Source organism: Actinomyces sp. oral taxon 171 str. F0337, from assembly GCF_005696555.1.
Classification (GTDB): domain Bacteria; phylum Actinomycetota; class Actinomycetes; order Actinomycetales; family Actinomycetaceae; genus Actinomyces; species Actinomyces oris_E.
Map to the genome: position 1 here is coordinate 2,170,261 of NZ_CP040005.1, position 21,630 is coordinate 2,191,890.

General features: G+C 70.0%; 15 protein-coding genes. 7 read left to right on the forward strand and 8 right to left on the reverse strand.

What is annotated here, in order from left to right; genetic code table 11:
* Positions 1 to 115: 115 nt before the first annotated feature.
* Entirely contained in the window at positions 116 to 1,102 is a 987-nt protein-coding gene (locus FBF36_RS09425; RefSeq protein WP_009394199.1) for a malate dehydrogenase, read from the reverse strand.
* Positions 1,103 to 1,353: 251 nt separating this feature from the next.
* Here FBF36_RS09425 and FBF36_RS09430 point away from each other — a divergent pair, with 251 nt between their 5' ends.
* Both FBF36_RS09430 and FBF36_RS09435 read left to right on the forward strand, forming a co-directional pair.
* Positions 1,354 to 3,180 carry an ABC transporter ATP-binding protein/permease gene (locus FBF36_RS09430; protein WP_009394201.1) on the forward strand — a complete coding sequence of 609 codons (1,827 nt, stop codon included), beginning with the start codon at positions 1,354 to 1,356 and terminating at the stop codon, positions 3,178 to 3,180.
* The gene (locus FBF36_RS09435; protein ID WP_034491355.1) at positions 3,177 to 5,033 is read left to right on the forward strand and encodes an ABC transporter ATP-binding protein; all 1,857 of its coding nucleotides are present in this window, start codon (positions 3,177 to 3,179) and stop codon (positions 5,031 to 5,033) included. Before FBF36_RS09430 ends, FBF36_RS09435 begins: the two co-directional genes overlap by 4 nt.
* A gap of 109 nt (positions 5,034 to 5,142) precedes the next feature.
* Here FBF36_RS09435 and FBF36_RS09440 read toward each other — a convergent pair whose 3' ends face one another.
* The 3 genes from FBF36_RS09440 to purH all read right to left on the reverse strand — a co-directional run bounded on the left by FBF36_RS09440 (position 5,143) and on the right by purH (position 9,075).
* Positions 5,143 to 6,474, reverse strand: coding sequence for a dicarboxylate/amino acid:cation symporter (locus FBF36_RS09440; protein ID WP_034491358.1), 1,332 nt, complete (start codon positions 6,472 to 6,474; stop codon positions 5,143 to 5,145).
* A 349-nt stretch (positions 6,475 to 6,823) separates the two neighbouring features.
* Positions 6,824 to 7,123, reverse strand: coding sequence for a DUF3017 domain-containing protein (locus FBF36_RS09445; protein ID WP_009394204.1), 300 nt, complete (start codon positions 7,121 to 7,123; stop codon positions 6,824 to 6,826).
* 116 nt (positions 7,124 to 7,239) lie between these two features.
* Positions 7,240 to 9,075, reverse strand: coding sequence for a bifunctional phosphoribosylaminoimidazolecarboxamide formyltransferase/IMP cyclohydrolase (gene purH / locus FBF36_RS09450; protein ID WP_138137842.1), 1,836 nt, complete (start codon positions 9,073 to 9,075; stop codon positions 7,240 to 7,242).
* A 274-nt stretch (positions 9,076 to 9,349) separates the two neighbouring features.
* Here purH and FBF36_RS09460 point away from each other — a divergent pair, with 274 nt between their 5' ends.
* Entirely contained in the window at positions 9,350 to 11,845 is a 2,496-nt protein-coding gene (locus FBF36_RS09460; RefSeq protein ID WP_034491789.1) for a hypothetical protein, read from the forward strand.
* Positions 11,846 to 11,853: 8 nt separating this feature from the next.
* Here FBF36_RS09460 and FBF36_RS09465 read toward each other — a convergent pair whose 3' ends face one another.
* Genes FBF36_RS09465 through sucC form a run of 3 tightly spaced genes read right to left on the reverse strand, consistent with a single transcriptional unit; the run spans position 11,854 to position 15,272 of the window.
* Complete coding sequence (locus FBF36_RS09465) at positions 11,854 to 13,125, reverse strand: DUF6350 family protein (RefSeq protein ID WP_009395163.1); 1,272 nt, start codon at positions 13,123 to 13,125, stop codon at positions 11,854 to 11,856.
* Positions 13,122 to 14,063, reverse strand: a complete 942-nt coding sequence (gene sucD / locus FBF36_RS09470) for a succinate--CoA ligase subunit alpha (protein ID WP_009395162.1) — start codon at positions 14,061 to 14,063, stop codon at positions 13,122 to 13,124. The genes FBF36_RS09465 and sucD overlap by 4 nt, the downstream gene beginning before the upstream one ends.
* A 3-nt stretch (positions 14,064 to 14,066) precedes the next feature.
* On the reverse strand, positions 14,067 to 15,272 hold the full coding sequence (sucC, locus tag FBF36_RS09475; protein ID WP_138137428.1) for an ADP-forming succinate--CoA ligase subunit beta: 1,206 nt from the start codon (positions 15,270 to 15,272) through the stop codon (positions 14,067 to 14,069).
* 291 nt (positions 15,273 to 15,563) lie between these two features.
* On the opposite strand from sucC, the gene FBF36_RS09480 reads away from it, so the two are divergent.
* From FBF36_RS09480 to FBF36_RS09495, 4 genes are all read left to right on the forward strand, one after another.
* Complete coding sequence (locus FBF36_RS09480; protein WP_034491787.1) at positions 15,564 to 16,334, forward strand: phosphotransferase; 771 nt, start codon at positions 15,564 to 15,566, stop codon at positions 16,332 to 16,334.
* A 347-nt stretch (positions 16,335 to 16,681) separates the two neighbouring features.
* A complete protein-coding gene (locus FBF36_RS09485; RefSeq protein WP_192574966.1) occupies positions 16,682 to 19,048 on the forward strand; it encodes a 6-phosphofructokinase in 2,367 nt (788 codons plus the stop codon).
* 43 nt (positions 19,049 to 19,091) lie between these two features.
* Complete coding sequence (locus FBF36_RS09490; protein WP_009395152.1) at positions 19,092 to 20,393, forward strand: chloride channel protein; 1,302 nt, start codon at positions 19,092 to 19,094, stop codon at positions 20,391 to 20,393.
* Between the two features lie 100 nt (positions 20,394 to 20,493).
* Positions 20,494 to 21,357, forward strand: coding sequence for a CPBP family intramembrane glutamic endopeptidase (locus FBF36_RS09495; protein ID WP_009395151.1), 864 nt, complete (start codon positions 20,494 to 20,496; stop codon positions 21,355 to 21,357).
* Here FBF36_RS09495 and FBF36_RS09500 read toward each other — a convergent pair.
* Positions 21,354 to 21,623 (reverse strand): ribbon-helix-helix domain-containing protein, encoded by a 270-nt coding sequence (locus FBF36_RS09500; protein ID WP_009395150.1) that lies wholly within the window; start codon positions 21,621 to 21,623, stop codon positions 21,354 to 21,356. The genes FBF36_RS09495 and FBF36_RS09500 overlap by 4 nt on opposite strands.
* Positions 21,624 to 21,630 lie beyond the last annotated feature (7 nt).

The window sequence follows — 21,630 nt, forward strand, 5'->3', positions numbered from 1 at the left end:
GGAGCGGACGAGGCCTCACTGCCCCGCACCCCAAGGTGGTCCGTACCAGGAACGGGGTGGGCCCGAGCGGGGTCTCAGGCCGAGCCCGGGCGCCGAGTCGGAGGGTGCGAGGGGCTCAGATGAGCCCCATGGACGCCACCGTGTTCTTCTCCTCGACGAGCTCGGCCGCCGAGGCGTCGATCTTGCCGCGGGAGAAGTCGTCGATCTCAAGACCCTGGACGATCTTCCACTCACCGTTCTCCGAGGTGCAGGGGAAGGAGGAGATGATGCCCTCAGGCACGTCGTAGGACCCGTCGGACATGATCGAGGAGGAGGTCCAGGACCCGGAGGTGCCCAGCACCCAGTCGTGCACATGGTCGATGGCGGCCGAGGCCGCTGAGGCCGCCGAGGAGGCGCCGCGCGCGTCGATGATGGCGGCGCCGCGCTTGGCGACGGTCGGGATGAAGTCGTTCTCGACCCAGGCCCGGTCGGCCAGGATGTCGGCGATCGGGGCGCCCTTGACGGTGGCCTGGGTCAGGTCGGGGTACTGGGTGGAGGAGTGGTTGCCCCAGACGGTGACCTTGTCGATGTCGGTGACGTGGCAGCCGGCCTTGGTGGCCAGCTGGGCCAGGGCGCGGTTGTGGTCCAGGCGGGTCATGGCTGTGAATCGCGAGGAGGGGATGTCGGGAGCGTGCGAGGCCGCGATGAGGGCGTTGGTGTTGGCGGGGTTGCCCACGACGAGCACCTTGATGTCGTCGGCGGCGCCGGCGTTGAGGGCCTCGCCCTGGGGACCGAAGATGCCACCGTTGGCGGAGAGCAGGTCGGCACGCTCCATGCCGGCCTTGCGGGGCATGGAACCGACGAGGAAGGCGATGTTGGCGCCCTCGAAGGCGGCCTTGGCGTCGTCGAAGACGTCAACGCTGCCCAGGGTCGAGAAGGCGGAGTCGAACAGCTCCATAGCAGTCCCCTCAGCGGCCTTGACGGCCGGCGGGATCTCCAGCAGGCGGAGGTTGACGCGCTGGTCCGGGCCGAGGAGGGCGCCGGAGGCGATGCGGAACAGCAGGGCGTAGCCGATGTTGCCGGCAGCACCGGTGACGGTGATGTTGACGGGGGCGTTTGCCATCGAGGACTCCTTCGAGACGTGTGTCGTCGCGGGCCGCAGGCGGCAGCCCGGCAGGACAACGCTATGACGTTCGCGCAGGTGAACACACCAGTCCGCGACATTTCGTGACTCTCACCACTCCCTAGAGCCGGGGAGGTCGCATTCCTCCTGGTACCCGTGATCTCAGTGAGATACTCGCCGCCCCTGACAACATCCCGTCCTGGTCGATACGCTGGGGCCTCCCCAGCCCGTTTCTCGCTTCCAGGACCGTGATGAGCTCACGCCGATCCCCCGCGTCCATCCTTGCGCCACTGCGCCGCGGTTCCCCGCCCCGTCCTGCGGTCTCCTCGCCCGCCGGGCGCCGAGCAGGCTCCCTCTCATTCGGTCTGACGCTCCTGGGCGCCCTGGGATCCGGTTGGTGCCTCATCTCCACCGGACGCGCCCTGGGCGCGCTGCTGAGATCCTCGTCGGCAGCGGGCCTGCTCGCTCAGGCTCTGGCAGCAGCCGCCCTGAGCGCTGTCTGCCAGCTGCTGGCCCAGCGGGTCGCTCGCTTCAGTGCGATCACTGAGGAGGCGCACCTGCGCCGGCTCACCCTGGCTCACCTGCTGGGGCTGGGCCCGGCGCGCGCTGCCGACGTCCGCAGCGGTGCGACCGCCTCCCTGCTGACCGACGGCGCCGAGCGCGTGGCTCTCTACCGTCAGACCTTCCTGGCCCCCACTCTGGCGGCCGCAGCAGCGCCTCTGCTGGTACTCATCGAGCTGGCCGTGGTGGTCGACGTCGTTCCCGCCCTGGTCCTGGCAGCGGCCGTCATCATGGTGCCGGCCTTCATCATCTGGTGCCACTCACGGCTGAGGGCCTCGTCGTCGGACTCCCGACGGGCCCGTATGCGCCTGGCCGCCGAGTACCTCGACGCGATCCAGGGGCTGCGGACCCTCACCCTGGCCCGGGCCGCGGAACGCACCAGCGCGCGTCTGCGCCTGGAGGGGGAGTCGAACCGGCGCGCTGTCATGGGGCTGCTGGCGGGCAACCAGCTCGTCATCCTGCTCACCGACGGCCTGTTCTCGCTCTTCCTCATCACCGCGGCCGCGGGTCTGGCTCTGCTGCGTCTGTCCACCGGAGTGATCGACGTCGGTGACGCCTTGGCGATCGTCCTGACCTCCTACGTGCTCCTCGAGCCGCTGGCTCACGTGGGCGCCTTCTTCTACGTGGGCATGGGCGGAATGGCCAACCAGCGGGCCATCCGCAGGCTTCTGTCGCGCCCTCTGCCACACTCCACCACGAGTCCCGGAGCCAGGACCTCTCCCGCAGCGACCGCGCAGTCATCCATCGTGCTCGACGACGTCGAGGCCACCTGGGGCGCGGACCCCGTGCTGGAGGGCGTGGACCTGAGCGTGCGGCGCGGGGAGAGCCTGGCGATTGTCGGCCCCTCGGGTGCGGGGAAGTCGACGCTCATGGCGGTGCTCGCCGGCAACCTGCTGCCCAGCAGCGGGTCCGTGCAAGTCGAGGGCACCGAGCTGAGCGCCGTCACCCAGGACGAGGTGCGTTCCGCCTCCGCGCTGGTGGCGCAGACGACCTGGCTGTTCACCGGGACGATCGCCGACAACCTGCGCCTGGCCCAGCCCTACGCAACGCCGTCGCAGATGTGGCAGGCCCTGGAGGTGGCCCGCCTGGACAAGGAGGTGGCGCTCATGCCCGAGGGGCTGGAGACGCAGGTCGGCGAGGCCGGGCTGGGGCTGTCGGGCGGTCAGGCCCAGCGCCTGTCCCTGGCTCGCGCGTTCCTGGCCGACCGCCCCGTGCTGCTCCTGGACGAGCCCACCAGCCAGGTGGACCTGGCCAGCGAAGCAGCCATCGTCAAGTCCATTGAGCAGCTGGCCCGGGGCCGCACCGTCGTCACCATCTCGCACCGCGCCGGGGCGCTGACCGCAGTGGACCGGACCGTGAGGGTCGAGGCCGGGGCGGTGCACGAGGCGGGTGGAGCCAGTGCCCCCGGCCCCGCCGGCGCAGCGCCCGATCAGGAGGCCACTGAGCCCGGCACCCATGAGGCCGACGCGTCCTCCCCCAAGGCCACCGATGGGGATCACCAGGAGGAGCGGGCATGATCCGATCGAACCAGTCGAGGCGATCATCGGTGCCCCGCTCCCGGGTGGCCGGTGGCTCGGGGCAGCGCAGCGGAGCCGGTCGGGCCGATGCCTCCGCGCAGGCACCCCCCTCACGTGCGCTGCTGGTGCGGTGGCTGCTTCAGGTCACCCGCCCGGTCCTCTCACCGCTGCTGGGCTCCACCCTGTGCCGTATCACCGACCTGCTGTGCGGCGTGGCCCTGTTCTCCTTAGGGGCCTACGCCGTGGCCCGGGCAGGTCTGGCAATGACGACTGGCGCACCAGTGTCCGCCATCTGGCCGGTCCTGGCCGTCATGGCGGGGCTGTCCCTGCTCAAGGCGGCCCTGCGCTACGCCGAGCAGTTCCTCGGTCATCTGGTGGCCTTCAAGGCGCTCGAGCTGCTGCGCGGCCAGATCTTCCGCTCCCTCATCCCCCGCTCCCCCAGGGTCAGTGCGACGTCGCGCTCGGGCGACCTGCTGGCGCGGGCTACCAAGGACGTGGACCGGATCGAGGCCTTCTTCGCGCATACTTTTGCTCCGGCGGTCTGCGCCGTCGTCGTCCCGATCACGGTGCTCACGGTCATCGGCCTGCGGGTGTCCTGGCTGGTGGCCCTGGCGGCGCTCCCCTTCGTGACACTCCAGCTGCTCATCGTGCCCCGCCTGGGGTTCGCCACCTCGGTGGATGCCTCCCGCTCAGTCTCGGCGGCACGGGCGGATCTCACCCAGCACGTGACCGACACCGTTCAGGGCATGAGCGAGGTCGTCGGGTACGGGCGCAGCCAGGAGCGTCTTGATGAGATGGCCAGGATCGACGCCGAGATCGCCGGTGCCGCGCGACCAAACGGCCAGTGGGCCTCCGTGCGACGAGGCATCAGCCAGCTGGCGGGCTTGACCGCGCCGATCGCCGTCGTCACCGTGGGCACGATGATGTCCGTAACCGGCTCCAGCACAGATGTCCCCCTCCTGGCTGCCGCGGCCGCTGCGGTGCTGCGTCTGTCCGACACCGGGCGCGGCGTCGAGGAGCTCTCGGGCGCACTCAATGCCTCCTTCGCCTCGGCTGAAAGAGTGTGGGAGGTTGTCAACGCTCCCGTGGAGGTGCGCGACGGCGATCAGGAGCTGACCGCCGGCATCTCCCACGAGGTCCTGTGGCAGGACGTCTCCTACTCCTACCCCAACACCGCCGCCCAGGCCGTTCGCGGCGTCAGCGTCAGGGCCAGGGCGGGACGGTGGACCTGCATCGTGGGGGCCTCCGGATCGGGCAAGTCCACACTTGCCCAGCTGGCGGTGCGCTTCGATGAGCCGGATTCAGGCCGCATTCTCATCGACGGCCAGGACGTGACCGATCTGCGTGCCATCAGCCTCTATCAGGAGATCGGCATGGTGGATCAGCGGGTCAACCTCATGCGGGCGACCATTGCGGACAATGTGCGGCTGGCGGCGCCGTCGGCCAGCGATGCCCAGGTGCGCCGAGCCTGCCGAGCCGCCTGCATCGACGAGGACATCGAGGCCCTCGAGAACGGTTACGACACCCTTGTGGGCGAGCGCGGACAGTCGCTGTCCGGGGGCCAGCGGCAGCGCCTGGCACTGGCGCGCGTGCTCCTGGCCCGTCCCGGGGTGCTCATCCTCGACGAGTTCACCTCCCACCTGGACCCTGAGCTGGATGAGCGGGTGCGCATCGGGGTGCGCACCTATCTTCCGCAGGCGACGATCATCGAGATCACTCACCGCCTGCAGTGGTCCGAGCAGGCCGACCACGTCGTCGTCATGGACGCGGGGACGATCGTGCAGACGGGGCCGCCGGCCAAGCTCCTGGCCGAGCCCGGACCGCTGCGCACGCTGACCGGCCGAGGTCGCTGAGAGAAACCGGCAGCAGGCGGATTCACGCGGATCAGACTGAAGCACGGATCGGGCTCCGAGAGTCGCTTGACTCCCGGAGCCCGATCGGCTGACTGCGCTCCACCCGGCTCTACTCGCCGGAGCGGGTGGCCGCGGCCGAGGCCTCGAGCTCCTCGGGACTGACGACCCCCTCGACACTGACGGCGTGGAGGTAGGCCATGCCGTCGAAGGAGAGCTCGCGAACGTTCTCCGGGTCGCCCTCGTCATTGACGGAGCCGCCGGCCATGCGATCGACGATGATGGCGATGGCGCCGTCACCCGTGACGTTCGTGGCAGTGCCGAAGGAGTCCAGGGCGATGTAGGTGGCGATCATGAGGGCCACCTGCTGGTCGTTGAAGCCGAGCATGGAGGACAGCAGACCGGTGGCCGCCATGATGGCGCCCCCGGGCACGCCCGGTGCGGCCACCATCGTGATGCCGAGCATGAAGATGAAGCCGATCCACTGGGCGGTGCTCACGTGCAGGCCCTGGGTGAGAACGATCGCGAAGGCGAAGGAGAAGATCTTCGAGGTCGACCCCGCCAGGTGGATCGTGGCGCACAGCGGGATGGTGAAGGAGGCCACCGCGTCGGAGACGCCGTTCTTCCTCGTCTGGCGCAGGGTGACCGGGATCGTGGCCGCGGACGAGGAGGTGCCCAGAGCCGTCAGGTAGGCCGGGAGCATGGTGAGCAGTGCCTTGATCGGGTTGCGGCGGCCGATGAGTCCTGCGGTGAGGAACTGGATGCTCAGAATGACGACCTCGAGGATGAGGACCACGACGACGACCCGCAGGAGCGCCTTCATCACCGCCCCGGCCGCCCCGGTGTAGGTGAGGTTGAGGAAGATGCCGAAGATATGAAGAGGCAGCAGAGGGATGATGATCCGCTCGATGAGGCGGGTGATGATGGCCCGGAACTCGATGAAGCCCTTGCGCAGCACGCCCCGGGGCACCATGGACAGACCGATCCCAAGGACGAAGGACAGCAGCAGGGCGGTCATGACCTCGACGGCCGGCGGCATCTCCACCGTGAAGTAGCTGCTCAGAGCCCCCTCTGGCTTGGCGACATCAGCCAGAGAGGTTCCTGCGAGCAGCCGCGGGAAGGTGGCGGCGCACACCAGGAAGGTGAGGAAACCGGCGAAGAGGGTGGAGGTGTAGGCCAGAGCCGTCGTGACTCCAAGCCACTTGCCGGCCCCGCGTCCCAGATCGGCGATGGCGGGGGTCACCAGACCGATGATGATGAGCGGGATGGAGAAGCTGAGGAACTGGCTGAACAGGTCGGAGAAGGTCGCGAAGACATTGCCGACGGGCTTGGGAATGATCGGGTGGCCCCCAAAGCGGACCGAACCCACGAGCAGGGCCAACAGGATCGCGCCAATGACCCAGGTCAGAATGCTGTGCAGAAGACGACGGATCACCGGAATCATCCGATGCGCAAAGCTTCTGATCTTGCGCCCGCACCACCTGAACGGAGGCAGGAACAGCACCCAGCGGACGGGCCGCCACAGCAGAGCCAGCAGCCACCGGATCGGGCATAGGAGCCTCCACACCGCGGCCAACAGGCGCCTGGTAAGGGACGAGGGATTGCTTGGCATAAAGGGACCTTCAGGATGTGAAACGAAGCGACAAGACGTCTTGACTGGGGCCAGCGTGCCATACCACTCGGTCACAGCGCCGCACCGGACCAAAGAACGAGCACTCCCAGGGGCGCAGATCACACAGGGCGGCGCGCAGCGTCGCCGTGAGAACTCAGGCGATGTACGGACTGCTCCTCGCTCACAGGATGCGGGGCAGGTTGACGTAAGGCGACAGGAGGAGCAGGACGGCGGCCAGGCCGATGCCGAGACCGACGTCGAACAGGCGGCTGCGCGCCGCCAGCCAGGTGCCGTCAGGGCGCTGGATCCGGACGATGGCCAGCGTCAGGATCCCAGCGGCCGCCCACAGGACGGCAATACGGCGGTGCCCCAGCAGCGCGATGGCGGGGACCGCTGCCAGGCCGAGGGCCACGAGGACAACACAGATGGTGCGATAGGGCTCCTTGTGCTCGGCCTGCTGGGGATGCGGGTCATGAGTCACGGACAGGAGCCTATCGGCGCGTGGGGTGCGGGTCCATGCCCTTTCTCCGGCTCCCCGACTCGCATGCAGGCCTTGTGCCCGGCGTGAGGATTCGGGCACGAGGCGGCGAAGCCGGCTCAGTGGGAGAAGTGGCGGGTGCCGGTGAGGTACATGGTGACGCCTGCGGCCTGGGCGGCATCAATGACCTCCTGGTCACGGATGGAGCCTCCGGGCTGGACGACGGCGCGAACCCCGGCGTCGATGAGGACCTGGAGGCCGTCGGCGAAGGGAAAGAAGGCGTCGGAGGCGGCCACGGCCCCGCGGGCGCGCTGCGGTGCGGGGGCCGCGTCACCGACCGAGTCGCCCAGGACCTCGGCGGCGTCGGCCCCTCCGACGGCGCCCTTCTCCTGCTGCGGGCCGTCGAGTGCGGCGTCGCCGGTGGAGCGGAGCCCCAGGGTATTGGCGCGCTCGACGGCCAGCTTGCAGGAGTCGACGCGGTTGACCTGCCCCATTCCCACGCCGACGGTGGCGCCGTCGTGGGCCAGGAGGACCGCGTTGGAGCGCACGGCTCGCACCGAGCGCCAGGCGAAGACGAGATCGGCCAGAAGCGCGTCGTCGGCGGCCGGCCCCGCGGCCAGGGTCCAGGTTGAGGGGGCGTCGCCGTCTGCATCCAGGACGTCACGCTCCTGGATGACGGCGCCCCCCGTGACCTGCTTGATCTCATAACCCTCACGCTCCGGGGCCTCGACGAGGAGCAGGCGCAGGTTCTTCTTGGTGGACAGGATCTCCACGGCCTCGTCCTCGAAGGCGGGGGCGGCGACGACCTCGGTGAAGATCGGCTTGATCTGACGGGCCATCTCGGCGGTGACGAGCGTGTTGGTGGCGATGACGCCGCCGTAGGCGGAGACCGGGTCGCAGGCGTGGGCCTTGCGGTGGGCCTCGGCGACGTCACCGGACTCCGAGACGGCGATGCCGCAGGGGTTGGCGTGCTTGACGACGGCGACCGTGACGGCCTGGCCGTGGTCGTAGGCGGCGCGCACGGCGGCATCGGTGTCGGTGTAGTTGTTGTAGCTCATGGCCTTGCCGTGGAGCTGGCGGGCACCGGCCACTCCCCCGCTCGCCCCGGCGGCGCGGTAGACGGCGGCCCGCTGATGGGGGTTCTCCCCGTAGCGCAGGCTCGCCAGGCGCTCGTAGCCGACGCCGATATAGGCCGGCGGCGCGGCCGACCTGCTCACTTCGGACGCGGGGGCGTCGGCAGAGTCCGTGGCGTCGGCAACGTCGTCGGTCTCGAGCTGGCCGGCCAGCCAGGTCGAGACGGCGGCGTCGTAGGCGGCGGTGTGGGCGAAGGCCTCAGCGGCCAGGCGGCGGCGCTCGGCCAGGGTGAAGCCGCCGTCTCGCACGGCGGCCGCGACGTCGTCGTACCGGTTGGGGCTGGTGACCACGGCGACGGCGGGGTGGTTCTTGGCGGCGGCGCGCACCATGGTGGGGCCACCAATGTCGATCTGCTCGACGCAGGCGTCGAAGGGAGCGCCGGAGGCGACGGTGTCGGTGAAGGGGTAGAGATTGACGACGACCAGGTCGATGGGGGTGACGTCCAGGGCCTCGAGCTGGCTGAGATGCGCGGGCTTGCGGCGGTCGGCGAGGATAGCGGCGTGGACGGCCGGGTGGAGGGTCTTGACCCGCCCCTCGAGGCACTCGGGGAAGCCGGTGACCTCCTCCACCGGCGTGACGGTCAGGCCGGCGGCGGCGATGGTGGCGGCAGTGGAGCCGGTGGAGACGATCTCAACACCGGCGTCGGCCAGGGCGCGGGCGAGCGGGACGAGGCCGGTCTTGTCGTAGACGGAGACGAGGGCGCGGCGCACGGGGACGCTGTCGGGGCTGACGAGACCCTCGGTGGGGACGTGAGCGGTGGGGACCGTCTGGTTCGTGGACTGCGAGGACCGGGACGACGACGGGGACGACGACGGGGACATGGACGAGGACATGGTGCTCCTGGTGCGGCGTGTGGGAGCGGGACGCCCAGGCGGGCGACGCCCCGCTCATGGACGGCCTCGGCCACTCCCCGGTGGTGCCCCACCCTCGCCAGTCGCAGCCGGGCCCATCCTATCGAGTGGCGGCAGTGACGCCACCGGGAGGAGGCGACGTTCCTCCCTGCCCTGACATGTGCCATGTCGCTTCCGGCGAACCACCCGACCGAATGGCCTGTTTCCTTGCGAGCGGCTTTAGATACGGCATACAGTCCGCAACATGACTGCGCCCATCAATATCGCAGCAACACCGGTATATCGGGGAACTCCCCCTGAGCGGTGGCAGGAGGCCGCCTCCGCCTACCGGCGCTGGTGGAGCCGCCACCCGGGGTTATCCAGCGCTCTGAACCTGGTGGTGCGCGGAGCCTACGCCCTCATGATCCCGCTGCTCATCGCTGCTCTGGTGATGGTGCCGCGGCTGGCCTACGCCGCCGTTCCGGCGGCCTTCATGGCCGTATGCCTCATGGTGGTTGCTCTCCTGGCGCGCACACGCACCATCAGCTGGCGCTCGGTCCTCCTCATGTACGGCGTCGGCGCAGCCTGGTCGCTCGTCGTGGCCATGATCATGAGCTCGGTGCGCACCCGCGCAGGACTGTCCGTCATGGGTAACGGGATGAGCATCGCGCTGACCATCGCCCTGGAGGTTCTCAGCCCGTTGGTGCCTCTGGTGCTCGTGGTCTTCCTGGCACCGGGCCGGATGCGCCGTCTGGCGGCCTCCGACTGGGCCCTGCTGGGCTTCGCCGCCGGCGCGGGCCTGACGGCCCTCAATGACGGCGTCCGGGCGCTCGAGAAGAACAGCCTGCTCTCCTCGGTCCTGGGCAATGGGCGCCTGCCCTTCTCCTTCAACCCGTGGACCTCTGGGTCCATGACCCAGGAGAACAGCAACGTCCTGGCGGTCAGCAACCAGGTGAGCACCGCGAACATCACGATGGCGGTGGCACTGGCGATCACGCTGTGGCGTCTCAAGGACTCGCCGGCCTTCGAAGGCGCCAGGAACCTCGTGTGGCTGCGGATCGTGGCCTGGATCCTTCCGGCGGTGGTCATCCTGCAGTCGGTGAGTGACCACGCCACCTACATCGCCAGGATCGCCCAGCAGCTCGGGCAGAGCGACTCCGGCGGCGGTTTCCCGGCGCTGCTCATGTTCCTGTGGAAGGTCAACGGCGGAGGCCTGAGCGCCATCCCCCTGTCCGTCATCCTCATGGCCGCCTGCCTGCTCCTGGACGCCCACCGCCGCGCCTACGCGGGCGTGCACGGCTGGACGGTGGCCGGGGCACCGGCTCCCCGCTACCCCAACCTCACCGAGGCACCGCCGTTCGTGCGCGCTCTCATCGTCTCGGTGGTGGCCCTGGCGAACTTCACCTGGGGCGATCTGGCCGTCACCTGGGGCGCCTACGGGGACCTGCGCCAGGGACGCCTCTACGCCATGCGGGCGGGGCGGGCCACCGCCGAGCAGGTGCGCGGCGTGCGGGCCGACGCCATGGAGGCCACGACACCGGGCGCCGAGCCGAACGCCCGTCAGGGCTTCCGTCTGGGGATCCTGGTGGTCAGCGTCGTGCTGTTCCTCCTGTGCTGCATGTACGAGGTACGCACCGTCTGGCAGATCGCCCCCGAGCTCAAGGAGACCGAGGACGATCTGTTCCTCTCAGCCCTGCCGCGCCTGTTCTCCCAGTGGTGGAGCGGGTTGAGTGGCACCCAGGGGCTCCTCTACGCGATTGGCGCGCTGGCCGCGGTGGCCATGTGCCTGTCCCTCGTCCTGACGCTGGGGGCGCCGAGGCGCCGTATCAGTACAGTACCGTCGTCGACCGGCCTCTTGGGTCACCTGGTCACGCTCACGCCGGGACAGGCGTGCCTGGCGCTGCTGGACTTCGCCATGACATACATGCCGCGCTCGGCCCTGAGCGCGAGTCCCGCCGGGGGCGGTACCGATCTGGCCGCCGAGCTCTCCGTCAACCGGCGGATCCGGGGCGCTGAGAGCTTCTCCAAGAGCCAGGCGCTCTTCACGGCGCGCACCAAGCGGCAGGTGGCGGTGGAGGCCGACATCGCGCGTCTTCGAGAGCTCGCCGAGTCCTTGGGCGTCGTCGGTATCGATGCCCTGGAGCCCAGCCGACTCGACGAGACCGTCGCCGATCTGGCCGACTCCGGGGCCGATTCCCGGGTCGTCGGCCAGATGCGAGACCTGGCCGCCTCAGTGGCGGAGCAGCAGGCCGAGATCCTGAGCCTGACGCGCCGACTCAACACCGGTAACGGCGAGCAGTTCGCCATCCTGGAGGGCTTCAGGATCACTGACGACTTCCGCGGGGAGGCCATCGACCAGCGGCCGGTGGACAGCCCCGTCCACGCCCTGGCGCTCTCCCCCGACGGGGAGCAGCTGGTGGTCCTTGAGTACCAGGGGGCGGCACCCACCATCGATGACGACGACGAGACCGACATTCCTCCCCGCAGGCTGCCGGGGCGGGTGGCGCACAAGTCGGCCGACAACGTCCTGGAGCACCTGGCCTCCGATGAGCGCGTCACGCGGTTCTTCCGGGAGAATCCCGAGCTGTGGCGGGCTCTCAAGGAGGGGCGGGCGCTCCTGCAGGCGAATGTCCTCTACACCCCCATCCCCGGGATGACCTACCGGGCCGGGACGGCGCTCCTGGCGGTGACGCCTGAGCTCGTCGAGGGCGTGGATGCGGCCCTCCATGCCCTGAGCAGCACCGGCACGACGGCGCACTGACGCGGGGTCTACGCCTCGTCGTCCTCGTCCTCCTCAGCGGCCTCCTCATGGACGGCACCTTCGCGCGGATCGTGCCGCCGGTAGGCGGCCGGAAGGACCGACTCGGGCAGGGTGTTCCTGGCCCAGGTGCGCGTGTAGGGGTGGGCCAGAACGGCCATGGAGGCCAGTCCGACACCGACCTCGACGAAGACGAGGATGACGGTGTAGAGAACCAGTGGGCCGACGGCAGTCATCCGGTCCGGCCCCACGGACCCGGAGGCGGCCAGGCACAGCAGAGCCACACCGCCGGCCACGAGGAGGGCTGCCAGACCGGCGGCGCTGAGGGCATAGCGCACCCGCAGGGCGTTGAGTACCGCCCGACGCCGCCAGGCGGCGACCATGGCGCCGGCCGTCACCACCAGCGGCAGCCACAGGCCCACACTGCTCAGCGGTGCTGACGGCACCAGTCCCAGCAGTGGCAGGCGTGGGACGGGGCCGGCCACCACGCGGTCGGGGGCGAAGACGGTGCCCGTGCCGACGCTGAAGCCTGCGCCGATGAGCCAGGAGCAGGCCCAGATGACCATGGTCGGCACCCAGCCGGCCTGAAGCAGGATCAGGCCGACCATCGCGACGAAGCCGTCCTTGGCCAGGGAGTCGTGCAGGACCGAGACCCGGCCGGCACCGTTGAAGAGGGCCACGACCACCACCAGCAGGCTCAGCAGGCTCAGGGCCCGCGTGGTCCCGTAGGCCAGTGACAGGGACGGCCCCAACCAATGGGGACGGCGTTCCCACCAGCGGGTCAAGGGGGGCCAGTCGTGGCCGGCGCGTGTGAGCTGGATGGCGACGATGGCGCCGGTGAGCAGGGCGATGCCGATGACGGCGGGCCAGGTGTCCAGTCCCGAGGGGCCGGTGAGGCAGGCCAGGACCGCGACGACGGTCGCTGCGGCGACGATGGCCGCCCCGGCCGCCGGTCGGGAGGGGCGTGCTCGCCGCACACAGAACCAGGTCCAGCCCGCCTGCACCAGGGTGAGTCCCAGCAGCGGCAGACTGAGCACGCCATCGTCCTCGGAGGACAGGGCGACCGTTCCCCCGAAGGCGAGGCTCCACAGGGCCGTCCCGGCGTGCAGGGCGTCACCTGCACTCAGAATGGCCGCGGCGTTGACACCGGAGGCCGCCTTGGACACGGCGATGGTCGCCAGCACCACCACCAGCCAGACCAGGCCGACCGACTCGACCCCTACGCGCAGGGACCACAGGGCCCAGGACGTCAGGCTGATGGCTCGCTGCCGCGCCAGGCTCAAGCGCTCACCTCACCGGCCAGCCGGCGGTAGAGCTCGCGGGCGATCTCAGCGGTCTGGCTAGGGGTGCGCCCCACTCGTACGCCGGCGGCCTCCAGCGCGATCTTCTTGGCATCGGCGGTGCCCGAGGAGCCGGAGACGATGGCACCGGCGTGCCCCATGGTGCGGCCCTCGGGGGCGGTGAAACCGGCGACGTAGGCGACGACCGGCTTGGTCATGTGCTCGCGGATGTAGGCGGCGGCGCGTTCCTCGGCGTCGCCCCCGATCTCACCGATCATGACGACCAGGCGGGTGTCGGGGTCGGCCTCGAAGGCGGCCAGGGCGTCGATGTGGGTGGTGCCGACCACCGGGTCCCCACCGATGCCGATGCAGGTGGTGAAGCCCAGATCGGACAGCTCGTGCATGAGCTGGTAGGTGAGGGTCCCGGACTTGGAGACCAGTCCCAGGGGGCCGGGGCCGGTGATGTCGGGCGGGGTGATGCCCACGTTGGAGCGGGCCGGGGAGATGATGCCGGGGCAGTTGGGGCCGATGATCTGCACGCCGCGGTCGGCCGCGTAGGCGCGCATCCAGGTGGCGTCGGCCACCGGGATGCCCTCGGTGATGACGACGACGAGGCGCACTCCGGCGTCGACGGCCTCGACGACGGCGCCCTTGGCGAAGGCGGGCGGGACGAAGACGACGCTGACCTCGGCGCCGGTGGCCTCCTTGGCCTCGGCGACGGTGCCGTGGACGGGGACCTCGACGGTTCCGGCCTGGACCTCACCGGCTCCGGGGCCGATGGGGGTGACGTCGAAGGAGACGGTGGTGCCGGCCTTGCGGGGGTTGACGCCGGCGACGACCTTCGTGCCGGCCGAGAGCATGCGGGTGGTGTGCTTGCGGCCCTCGGAGCCGGTCATGCCCTGGACGATGACGCGGTCGTTCTCAGTCAGGAAGATGCTCATGTCTCAGGCCTCCTTGCCAGCGGGCCGGCCGCTGATCTGCTCGGCGATGGCGGTGACGACGTCGGCGGCCCCGTCCATGGTGTCGACGACGGTGACGCCCTCGATAGCGGCGTCGGCCAGGATAGCGCGTCCGGTCTCGGCGTTGTTGCCGTCCAGGCGCACGACGACGGGCTTGGGCAGCCCGCCCAGGGACTCGACGGCGGCCACGATGCCCTGGGCGACGGTGTCGCAGGAGGTGATGCCGCCGAAGACGTTTACGAGGATGGCGCGCACCTGGGGGTCGGAGGCGACGACCTCCAGGCCGGTGGCCATGACCTCGGCCGATGACCCTCCTCCCAGGTCGAGGAAGTTGGCGGGCTTCATACCGCCGTGGCGCTCACCGGCGCCGGCGACGACGTCGAGGGTGGACATGACCAGGCCGGCGCCGTTGCCCAGGACCCCGACCTCGCCCTCGAGGCGCACGTAGTTGAGGCCGGCCTCGCGGGCGCGGGCCTCCAGGGGGTCGGTGGCGGCGTTGTCGACGAGCTCGGCGTGGGCGGGGTGGCGGAAGCGGGAGTTGTCGTCGAGGGTGACCTTGCCATCCAGGGCGATGATGCGGCCGTCGGCGGCCTTGACCAGGGGGTTGACCTCCACGAGGGTGGCGTCCTCAGCGGTGAAGACCTCCCAGAGGCGTTCAATGACAGCGGCGACCTCGTCGGCCAGGGGGCCGGCCTCGAAGCCTGCGGCCTCGACGATCCGGTGGGCGACGGCGGGGGTGATGCCCTCGAGCGGGTCGATGCCGACGCGGGCCAGGGCCTCGGGGCGCTCGGCCGCGAGGGTCTCAATGTCCATGCCGCCCTCACGCGAGCACATCGCCAGGTACTGGCGCTCGGCGCGGTCCAGGAGGATGGAGAAGTAGTACTCGGCGTCGAGGTCGACGCCGTCGGAGATGAGGACGGCGCGCACCGTGTGGCCCTTGATGTCCATGCCCAGGATGTCGCGGGCACGGGCCTCGGCCTCCTCGGCGGTGCGGGCGAGCTTGACGCCGCCGGCCTTGCCGCGGCCGCCGGTCTTGACCTGGGCCTTGACGACCACCAGCTCACTGCCCGCATCGAGGAGGGACTGCGCGGCGCTGCGCGCCTCCTCGGGGGTCGTGGCCACGGCGCCGTCGAGCACGGGGACGCCGTGCTGGCGGAACAGGTTCCTGGCCTGGTATTCGTACAGATCCATGCAGCTGATCCTCTCGGGGCATGTGGATGGCTTGCGGGCCGGGCAGGCACCAGTGGTGAGCCTAACGTCCCGGTACCGCTCGGGGAGGTCGGACACGAGCGGGAGGAGGCGGCGTCTCACACAGCGTGGTCACCGCGTCTCACGACTGGGCGTGCGGACGGGTCCTTCGTCACGGCTCAGCCATTGACCGGTTCACTGCTTGATCGGTCGACTGACCGGCCCGTCTCGTAGCCGTCGTCGGCCACGCGCGCCGTCCGCCCACGTAGGATGATGAGAGATGGGGCAGGTGTCATGAGCGAGATTCCCGAGGACCTTCAGGGCGGCTCGACCGAGATCACCAAGGTGGGTGGCAGAGTCCTTCGCAGTCGGCGCCAGGGCAGCACCAATGTCGAGTGGCTGCTCACCGTGCTGGAGCGCAGGGGGTTCAGGTACTCCCCACGTTTCCTGGGTCTGTCCGACGACGACCGGCAGGTCCTCGAGTTCATGGAGGGTCGGGCCGGCAGCTACCCACTGCCTGCAGCACTGCGCAGCGACGAGGCACTCATCTCAGCTGCCCGAGCGCTGCGCTCACTGCACGAGGTGACCAGTGACCTGGCGACCGAGGTGGTGGACGGCTGGATGCTGGAGGCAGTTGAGCCCTACGAGGTCATCTGCCACGGGGACTTCGCGCCGTACAACTGCGTGTTCGACGGGAGCGGGCTGGTTGGAATCATCGACTTCGACACCGCGCACCCGGGCCCTCGCATCCGCGACGTCGCCTACGCGATCTATCGTTTCGCCCCACTCACCGCACCAGGAAACGCGGTCGGTTTCGGCTCTCTGGCCGAGCAGGCTCGGCGGGCTCGGCTGTTCTGCGACAAGTACGGGGAGGTGAATCGGACTCAGGTCGTTGAGACCGCGTGCCGACGGCTGCTCGATCTCGTCAGCTACATGCGGTCGCAGGCGGCGCAGGGCGACGCGGCGTTCCAGTCCCACCTCGACGACGGCCACGACACCGTCTATCTACGTGACGTCCACTATCTGAGGACCAACGCGGCGGCACTTAGCAGGGCGCTCATGTAAGAGACCCCAAGCGCAATGGTGGGTGCCATGGTGCTGCTCGGCCTCTGGAGCGGCAGGCGATGGGGCCGACGACGCAAGCGCGTCCTCGACGCCGAGCCCCACAGGTTCCGGGCCCGCCGAGGCGGGTAGATCCCGGGTCGTGAACCTGACAGCCCCTGCTCCCACAGCAAGCGGACACACCACTCCCCTTCATCCATGTACTCACCGGGGACCGACGAACGCGTGGAGCCGATCCTGGGACCACAGGCGGATGACGTGGCGGCGCTCACCAGCAACAATAAGGGCTGATGCCCTCCCGGCCGACGTCGGGAGCCAGGCCCACCGGCGATCCCAGGGAAGGACCCCACATGCCAGCCGCCATGTCCTCAGACACCGTCCCCTCCCCCACCGGCTCGTCGGCCGGCCCGCTGCTCGGCCTGGACGGCGAGCCCCTGCGCATCGGGGTCCTCACCTCCGGCGGAGACGCCCAGGGCATGAACGCGGCCGTGCGGGCCGTAGTGCGCACCGCCATCCGCCTGGGGGCCAGGCCCTACGCGGTCATGGAGGGGTGGGCCGGGGCCGTGTCCGGCGGCGACGGCATCCGCCCCCTGGAGTGGGACTCGGTGGGCTCCGTTCTCCAGCGCGGCGGCACCATCATCGGCACCGCCCGCTCGGCCGAGTTCCGCGAGCGCGCCGGCCAGCTGGCGGCCGCCCGCAACCTCCTGGAGCACGGCATCGACCGGCTCGTGGTCGTCGGCGGCGACGGCTCCCTGACCGGCACCAACGAGTTCCGCAAGAACTGGCCCTCCCTGCTCGAGGAGCTCGTCGAGGCCGGTGACATCAGCGCGGAGACGGCCGCCTCCCACCCCGTCCTCATGGTGACCGGCCTGGTGGGCAGCATCGACAACGACCTGGTGGGCGCCGACATGACCATCGGTACCGACTCCGCGCTCCACCGCATCCTGGAGGCCATCGACGACATCTCTTCGACGGCCGCCTCCCACCAGCGCACCTTCGTCGTGGAGGTCATGGGCCGCCACTGCGGCTACCTGGCCCTCATGGCGGCCGTGGCCGGGGGCTGTGACTACGTCCTGGTCCCCGAGCTCCCCCCGGGCAAGGACTGGGAGGAGGACATGTGCTCCAAGCTCAAGGCGGGCCGGGAGGCCGGGCGCCGCGAGTCCATGGTGATCGTCGCCGAGGGCGCCACCGACCGCGAGGGCAACCGCATCACCGCCGACGACGTCCGCCAGGTCATCGCCGACAAGCTGGGCGAGGCAGCCCGCGTCACCATCCTGGGTCACGTCCAGCGCGGTGGCCGCCCCAGCGCCTACGACCGCTGGATGTCGACGCTGCTGGGCTGCGCCGCCGCCCGCGAGGTGGTGTCCATGGAGCCGGGCAGCGAGCCGGTCATCATCGCCGAGCGCCACAACCGCATCCGCCGCCTGCCGATGATGGAGCAGATCGCGGCCACCCGCGCCGTCAAGGACCTCGTGGCCGCCCACGACTACCTCGGGGCGATCCAGGCCCGCGGGGCCAGCTTCGGCAGGATGCTCGAGCTGTTCGAGACCATGTCCACGCCTCCCGTCGAGCCGGCCACCGATGCGGGCTCGACGCCGTCGTCCAGCGACCGCCCCAAGCGGGTCGCCATCATCCACGCCGGCGGCCTGGCCCCGGGGATGAACACGGCGGCGCGCGCGGCCGTGCGCCTGGGCATCGACCATGACTTCACGATGCTGGGCGTCTACGGCGGCTTCCCCGGCCTGCTCGACGGCGACGTGCACGAGCTGACCTGGGCCGACGTCGAGGGCTGGGTCGGTGACGGCGGCGCCCAGCTGGGCACGCGCCGCGAGGTGCCCACCATCGAGCAGCTCTACGCCCTGGGGCGGGCCATCGAGCTCCATGAGATCGACGCCCTGCTGGTCATCGGCGGCTACAACGCCTACCTGAGCGCCTTCCGTCTGGTCACCGAGCGGGACCGCTACCCCGCCTTCCAGATCCCGATCGTGTGCGTACCGGCCTCCATCGACAACAACCTGCCCGGCTCCGAGCTGAGCATCGGCACCGACACCGCCCTCAACAACGCCGTGGTGGCACTGGACTCCATCAAGCTCTCCGCGGCGGCCTCGCACCGCTGCTTCGTCGCCGAGGTCATGGGCCGCAAGTGCGGCTACCTGTCACTGATGTCGGGCCTGGCCACCGGCGCGGAGAAGGTCTACCTCAACGAGGAGGGCATCACCCTGAAGGGCCTGGCCGCCGACTCCGAGCGGATGGTGGAGTCCTTCCGCTCGGGCCGCAGCCTCTACCTGGTGATCCGCAACGAGCGGGCCAGCGTCAACTACACCACCGACGTCCTGGCCCACATCTTCGCCGAGGAGGGCAAGGGCCTCTACGACGTGCGCGAGGCGATCCTGGGCCACCAGCAGCAGGGCGGCAGCCCCACGGCCTTCGACCGCATCATGGCGACCAAGCTCGTCGCCCACTCCCTGGAGCTGCTGGCCTGCGCCCTCAAGCACGGCGAGCCGACGGCCTCCTACGTCGGTCTGGTGGGGGGCAAGGTCTCCGACCACCCGTTGGACCGCATGAACGACGACCTCGACCGGGACAACCGTCGCCCCCGTCACCAGTGGTGGCTGGGCCTGCGCCCCGCCGTGGGGCTGGTCAGCCAGGACACCGGGATCCTGGCGCTTCAGGACATCCCCGACTTCGGTGAAGCGGTCGACGACGCGGCCAGCTGACCCACCGGCCCCGGCAGGCGCGGGGCCGGGTATCGTGCCTGGCGTGCGCGCGCTGATACGACCCCGGTTCCTGGTGGCTGCCGCCGTGGCGGGCGTGGCCGCGGGGCTCATCGGGATCGCGATGGCGCTGCTCCTGGAGCTCTTCGAGTCCTTGTTCTACGGCCTCACCCATGGCGGGCTCCTGGAGCGGCTGGCCGCCTCCCCACCCTGGCGGCGCATACTCGCCCCGGCCTTGGGAGGCCTTGTCGCCGGTGGCCTGTGGTGGTGGCTGCGCGCAACCGGCGAGGTGGCCGACGTGGAGTCCGCGGTGGCGGATCGCAGCGGCGAAGCGGCTCCCCGGATGGGACTGGCGCGTCCCTTCCTCGACGCTGTCACTCAGGTCCTCACGGTCGGCGCGGGCAACTCGGTGGGGCGCGAAGGCGCCCCGCGCCTGGCTGCTGGAGCGGTGGCGGCCAGGCTCACCACCCGCCTGGGGATCGGCAGGGCCGAGGGTGCGATCCTCATCGCCTCCGCCGCCGGCGCGGGGCTGGCGGCCATGTACAACGCGCCGATGGGAGGGGCGGCCTACGCCGTCGAGCTCGTCATGGTGTCCGGGATGCGACGGCGCGGAGCCCTCGTGGCAGTGCCGGTGTGCCTCATCGCCACGATCGTCTCCTGGCTGCACTCCCACGGGCGGCCCACCTTCGAGGTCGCTTCGAACGGACTGTCGTCGGGGACCGCCCTCGGCCTGGTCCTGCTCGTGCCGGTAGCCGCCGCGCTCGGCGTGGGGGCTAGGGCGCTGTGGTCGTGGATGCTGGCGCACCGGGTGCGCACCCTCCGGTGGTTGCCAGCGGCAATCGGAGCGGCGGGGCTGGTCACCGGGCTGGTGAGTCTGTGGGTCCCAGCCGTCGTCGGCAATGGCCGTGATGCCATGGAGGTGGCCCTGGGTACTCGCGTTCCCGAGGTCTCGAGCGACGCTGCGGGGGCCGGTGTGGTCCTGCTGCTGGGCGTCGTGGTCCTCAAGCCGGTCCTCACCGGTCTCACGCTCGCAGCCGGCGCCACCGGTGGCCGGCTGGCTCCCTCGCTGGCAACGGGCGCAAGCGCCGGAACCGCCCTGGCAGTCGTGCTCCATGCTTACGGGGTGGAGGTAAGCGTGCCGGCTCTGGCGATGGCCGGTGCGGGGGCGGTGCTCGCCACCACCCAGAGGGCCCCCGTCTTCGGGATCGTCTTCACCTGGGAGCTGGCCCGCGCCGGAGCCTGGACACTGGTGGCCCTGTTGGCGGTCGTCCTGACGGCCACGCTGCTGGCCTCCCCCGCCTGGTGGCATGCAGCAGGCTCGCGTCTGAGGGCCTCGCGGGCGCGGTAGATGAGCTCTCCTGCGACGTGTCAGGGCCATTCATCCTACCGAGCGAACGTATACTCCTGCGCGGATCGCAGCCAGCAGGCATGTCTCAATCGGAATCACTATGGATCGTCACTATGACGTCGCACCGCCTCGTCACGCGTTACGGCCCTCCGCGGCCGACGCCTACACCTTCGAGACCGGACGGCCCGCTGTCTCCGAAGGCGTCGCCCTGACCGCGGTCGCCATGCTGGCCGGCGCTCCGGCATTGGGTACTGCCCTGGCAATCCGTCAGGGGCAGTGGTTCCTCATGCTCGTCCTCCTTCACGTGGGCGGGCTCGCCCTGTGGTTCGGGCTATCGGGCCGCGGTTGGTGCGACCTGCTGACCGGTGGAGGCATTCGCAGCAGAACCGTCCTGTTCACCACCGGCGCCCTGGGCGGAGTCGCCTTCGGCGGTCTGCACACCTGGATGGGGCCGACGGGCACCGGCCCGCTGTGGAAGCCGGAGATCACCGCATCCACGGTGCTTCACGCCCTGGTCTTCGCCCTGACCGTCGGCATCGCCTACAACGCGATCCCCGAGGAGATCACGCTGAGACGCACCCTGTTCTCGCCGGTACACGAGCGTCTTGGGGCAACGGCTGCTGTGCTGATGACGACGGTCTCCTTCACCGCCCTGCATCTTCCGACCTGGCTGACCTCCGACACCAGTCTCAAGGGCTACGCCTGGCAGATTCTGCACAAGGTGCTCTTCGGGCTGCTCGCCGGCTGGTCGGTGGTCCGGCTGCGTTCGATGTTCTTCGCCCTGGGCCTGCATATCAGCGGAAACGCCCTGGGCCTGTTCATCGGCCAGCTCCAGAGCGAGAACCTGCCCGACTTCGAGATCTCGTGGCTCAATGCGACGATCCTGCTCGCCGGCGCGGCCGTGGTCGCCGGTCTCATCCTCCTCCTGGGCCGACGTAGAAGAGTGCCATCACCAGTCTTCTAACCAGCGAGAAGGGCATCATCAATGGCTTGGCGAAGAAACTCCGACCGGCTCTTTCCGTTACGCTCAGCATGCGCATCGATGGCCTGTAAACGCGAAGCAGGTATGCGGAAAGAAACAGTCCTCATCTCTTCCTCGTACAGACGAGGACGACCCTGCACTACAGGACCAAGTCGCCCCTTCCAGTCACCTGACTCGTAGTCGGCAGCCAAGGAATCAAGCTGCTCATCAGTCACCCCGAAGGCGGCGTTCATCTGATCGCGGTTCATGATCTCC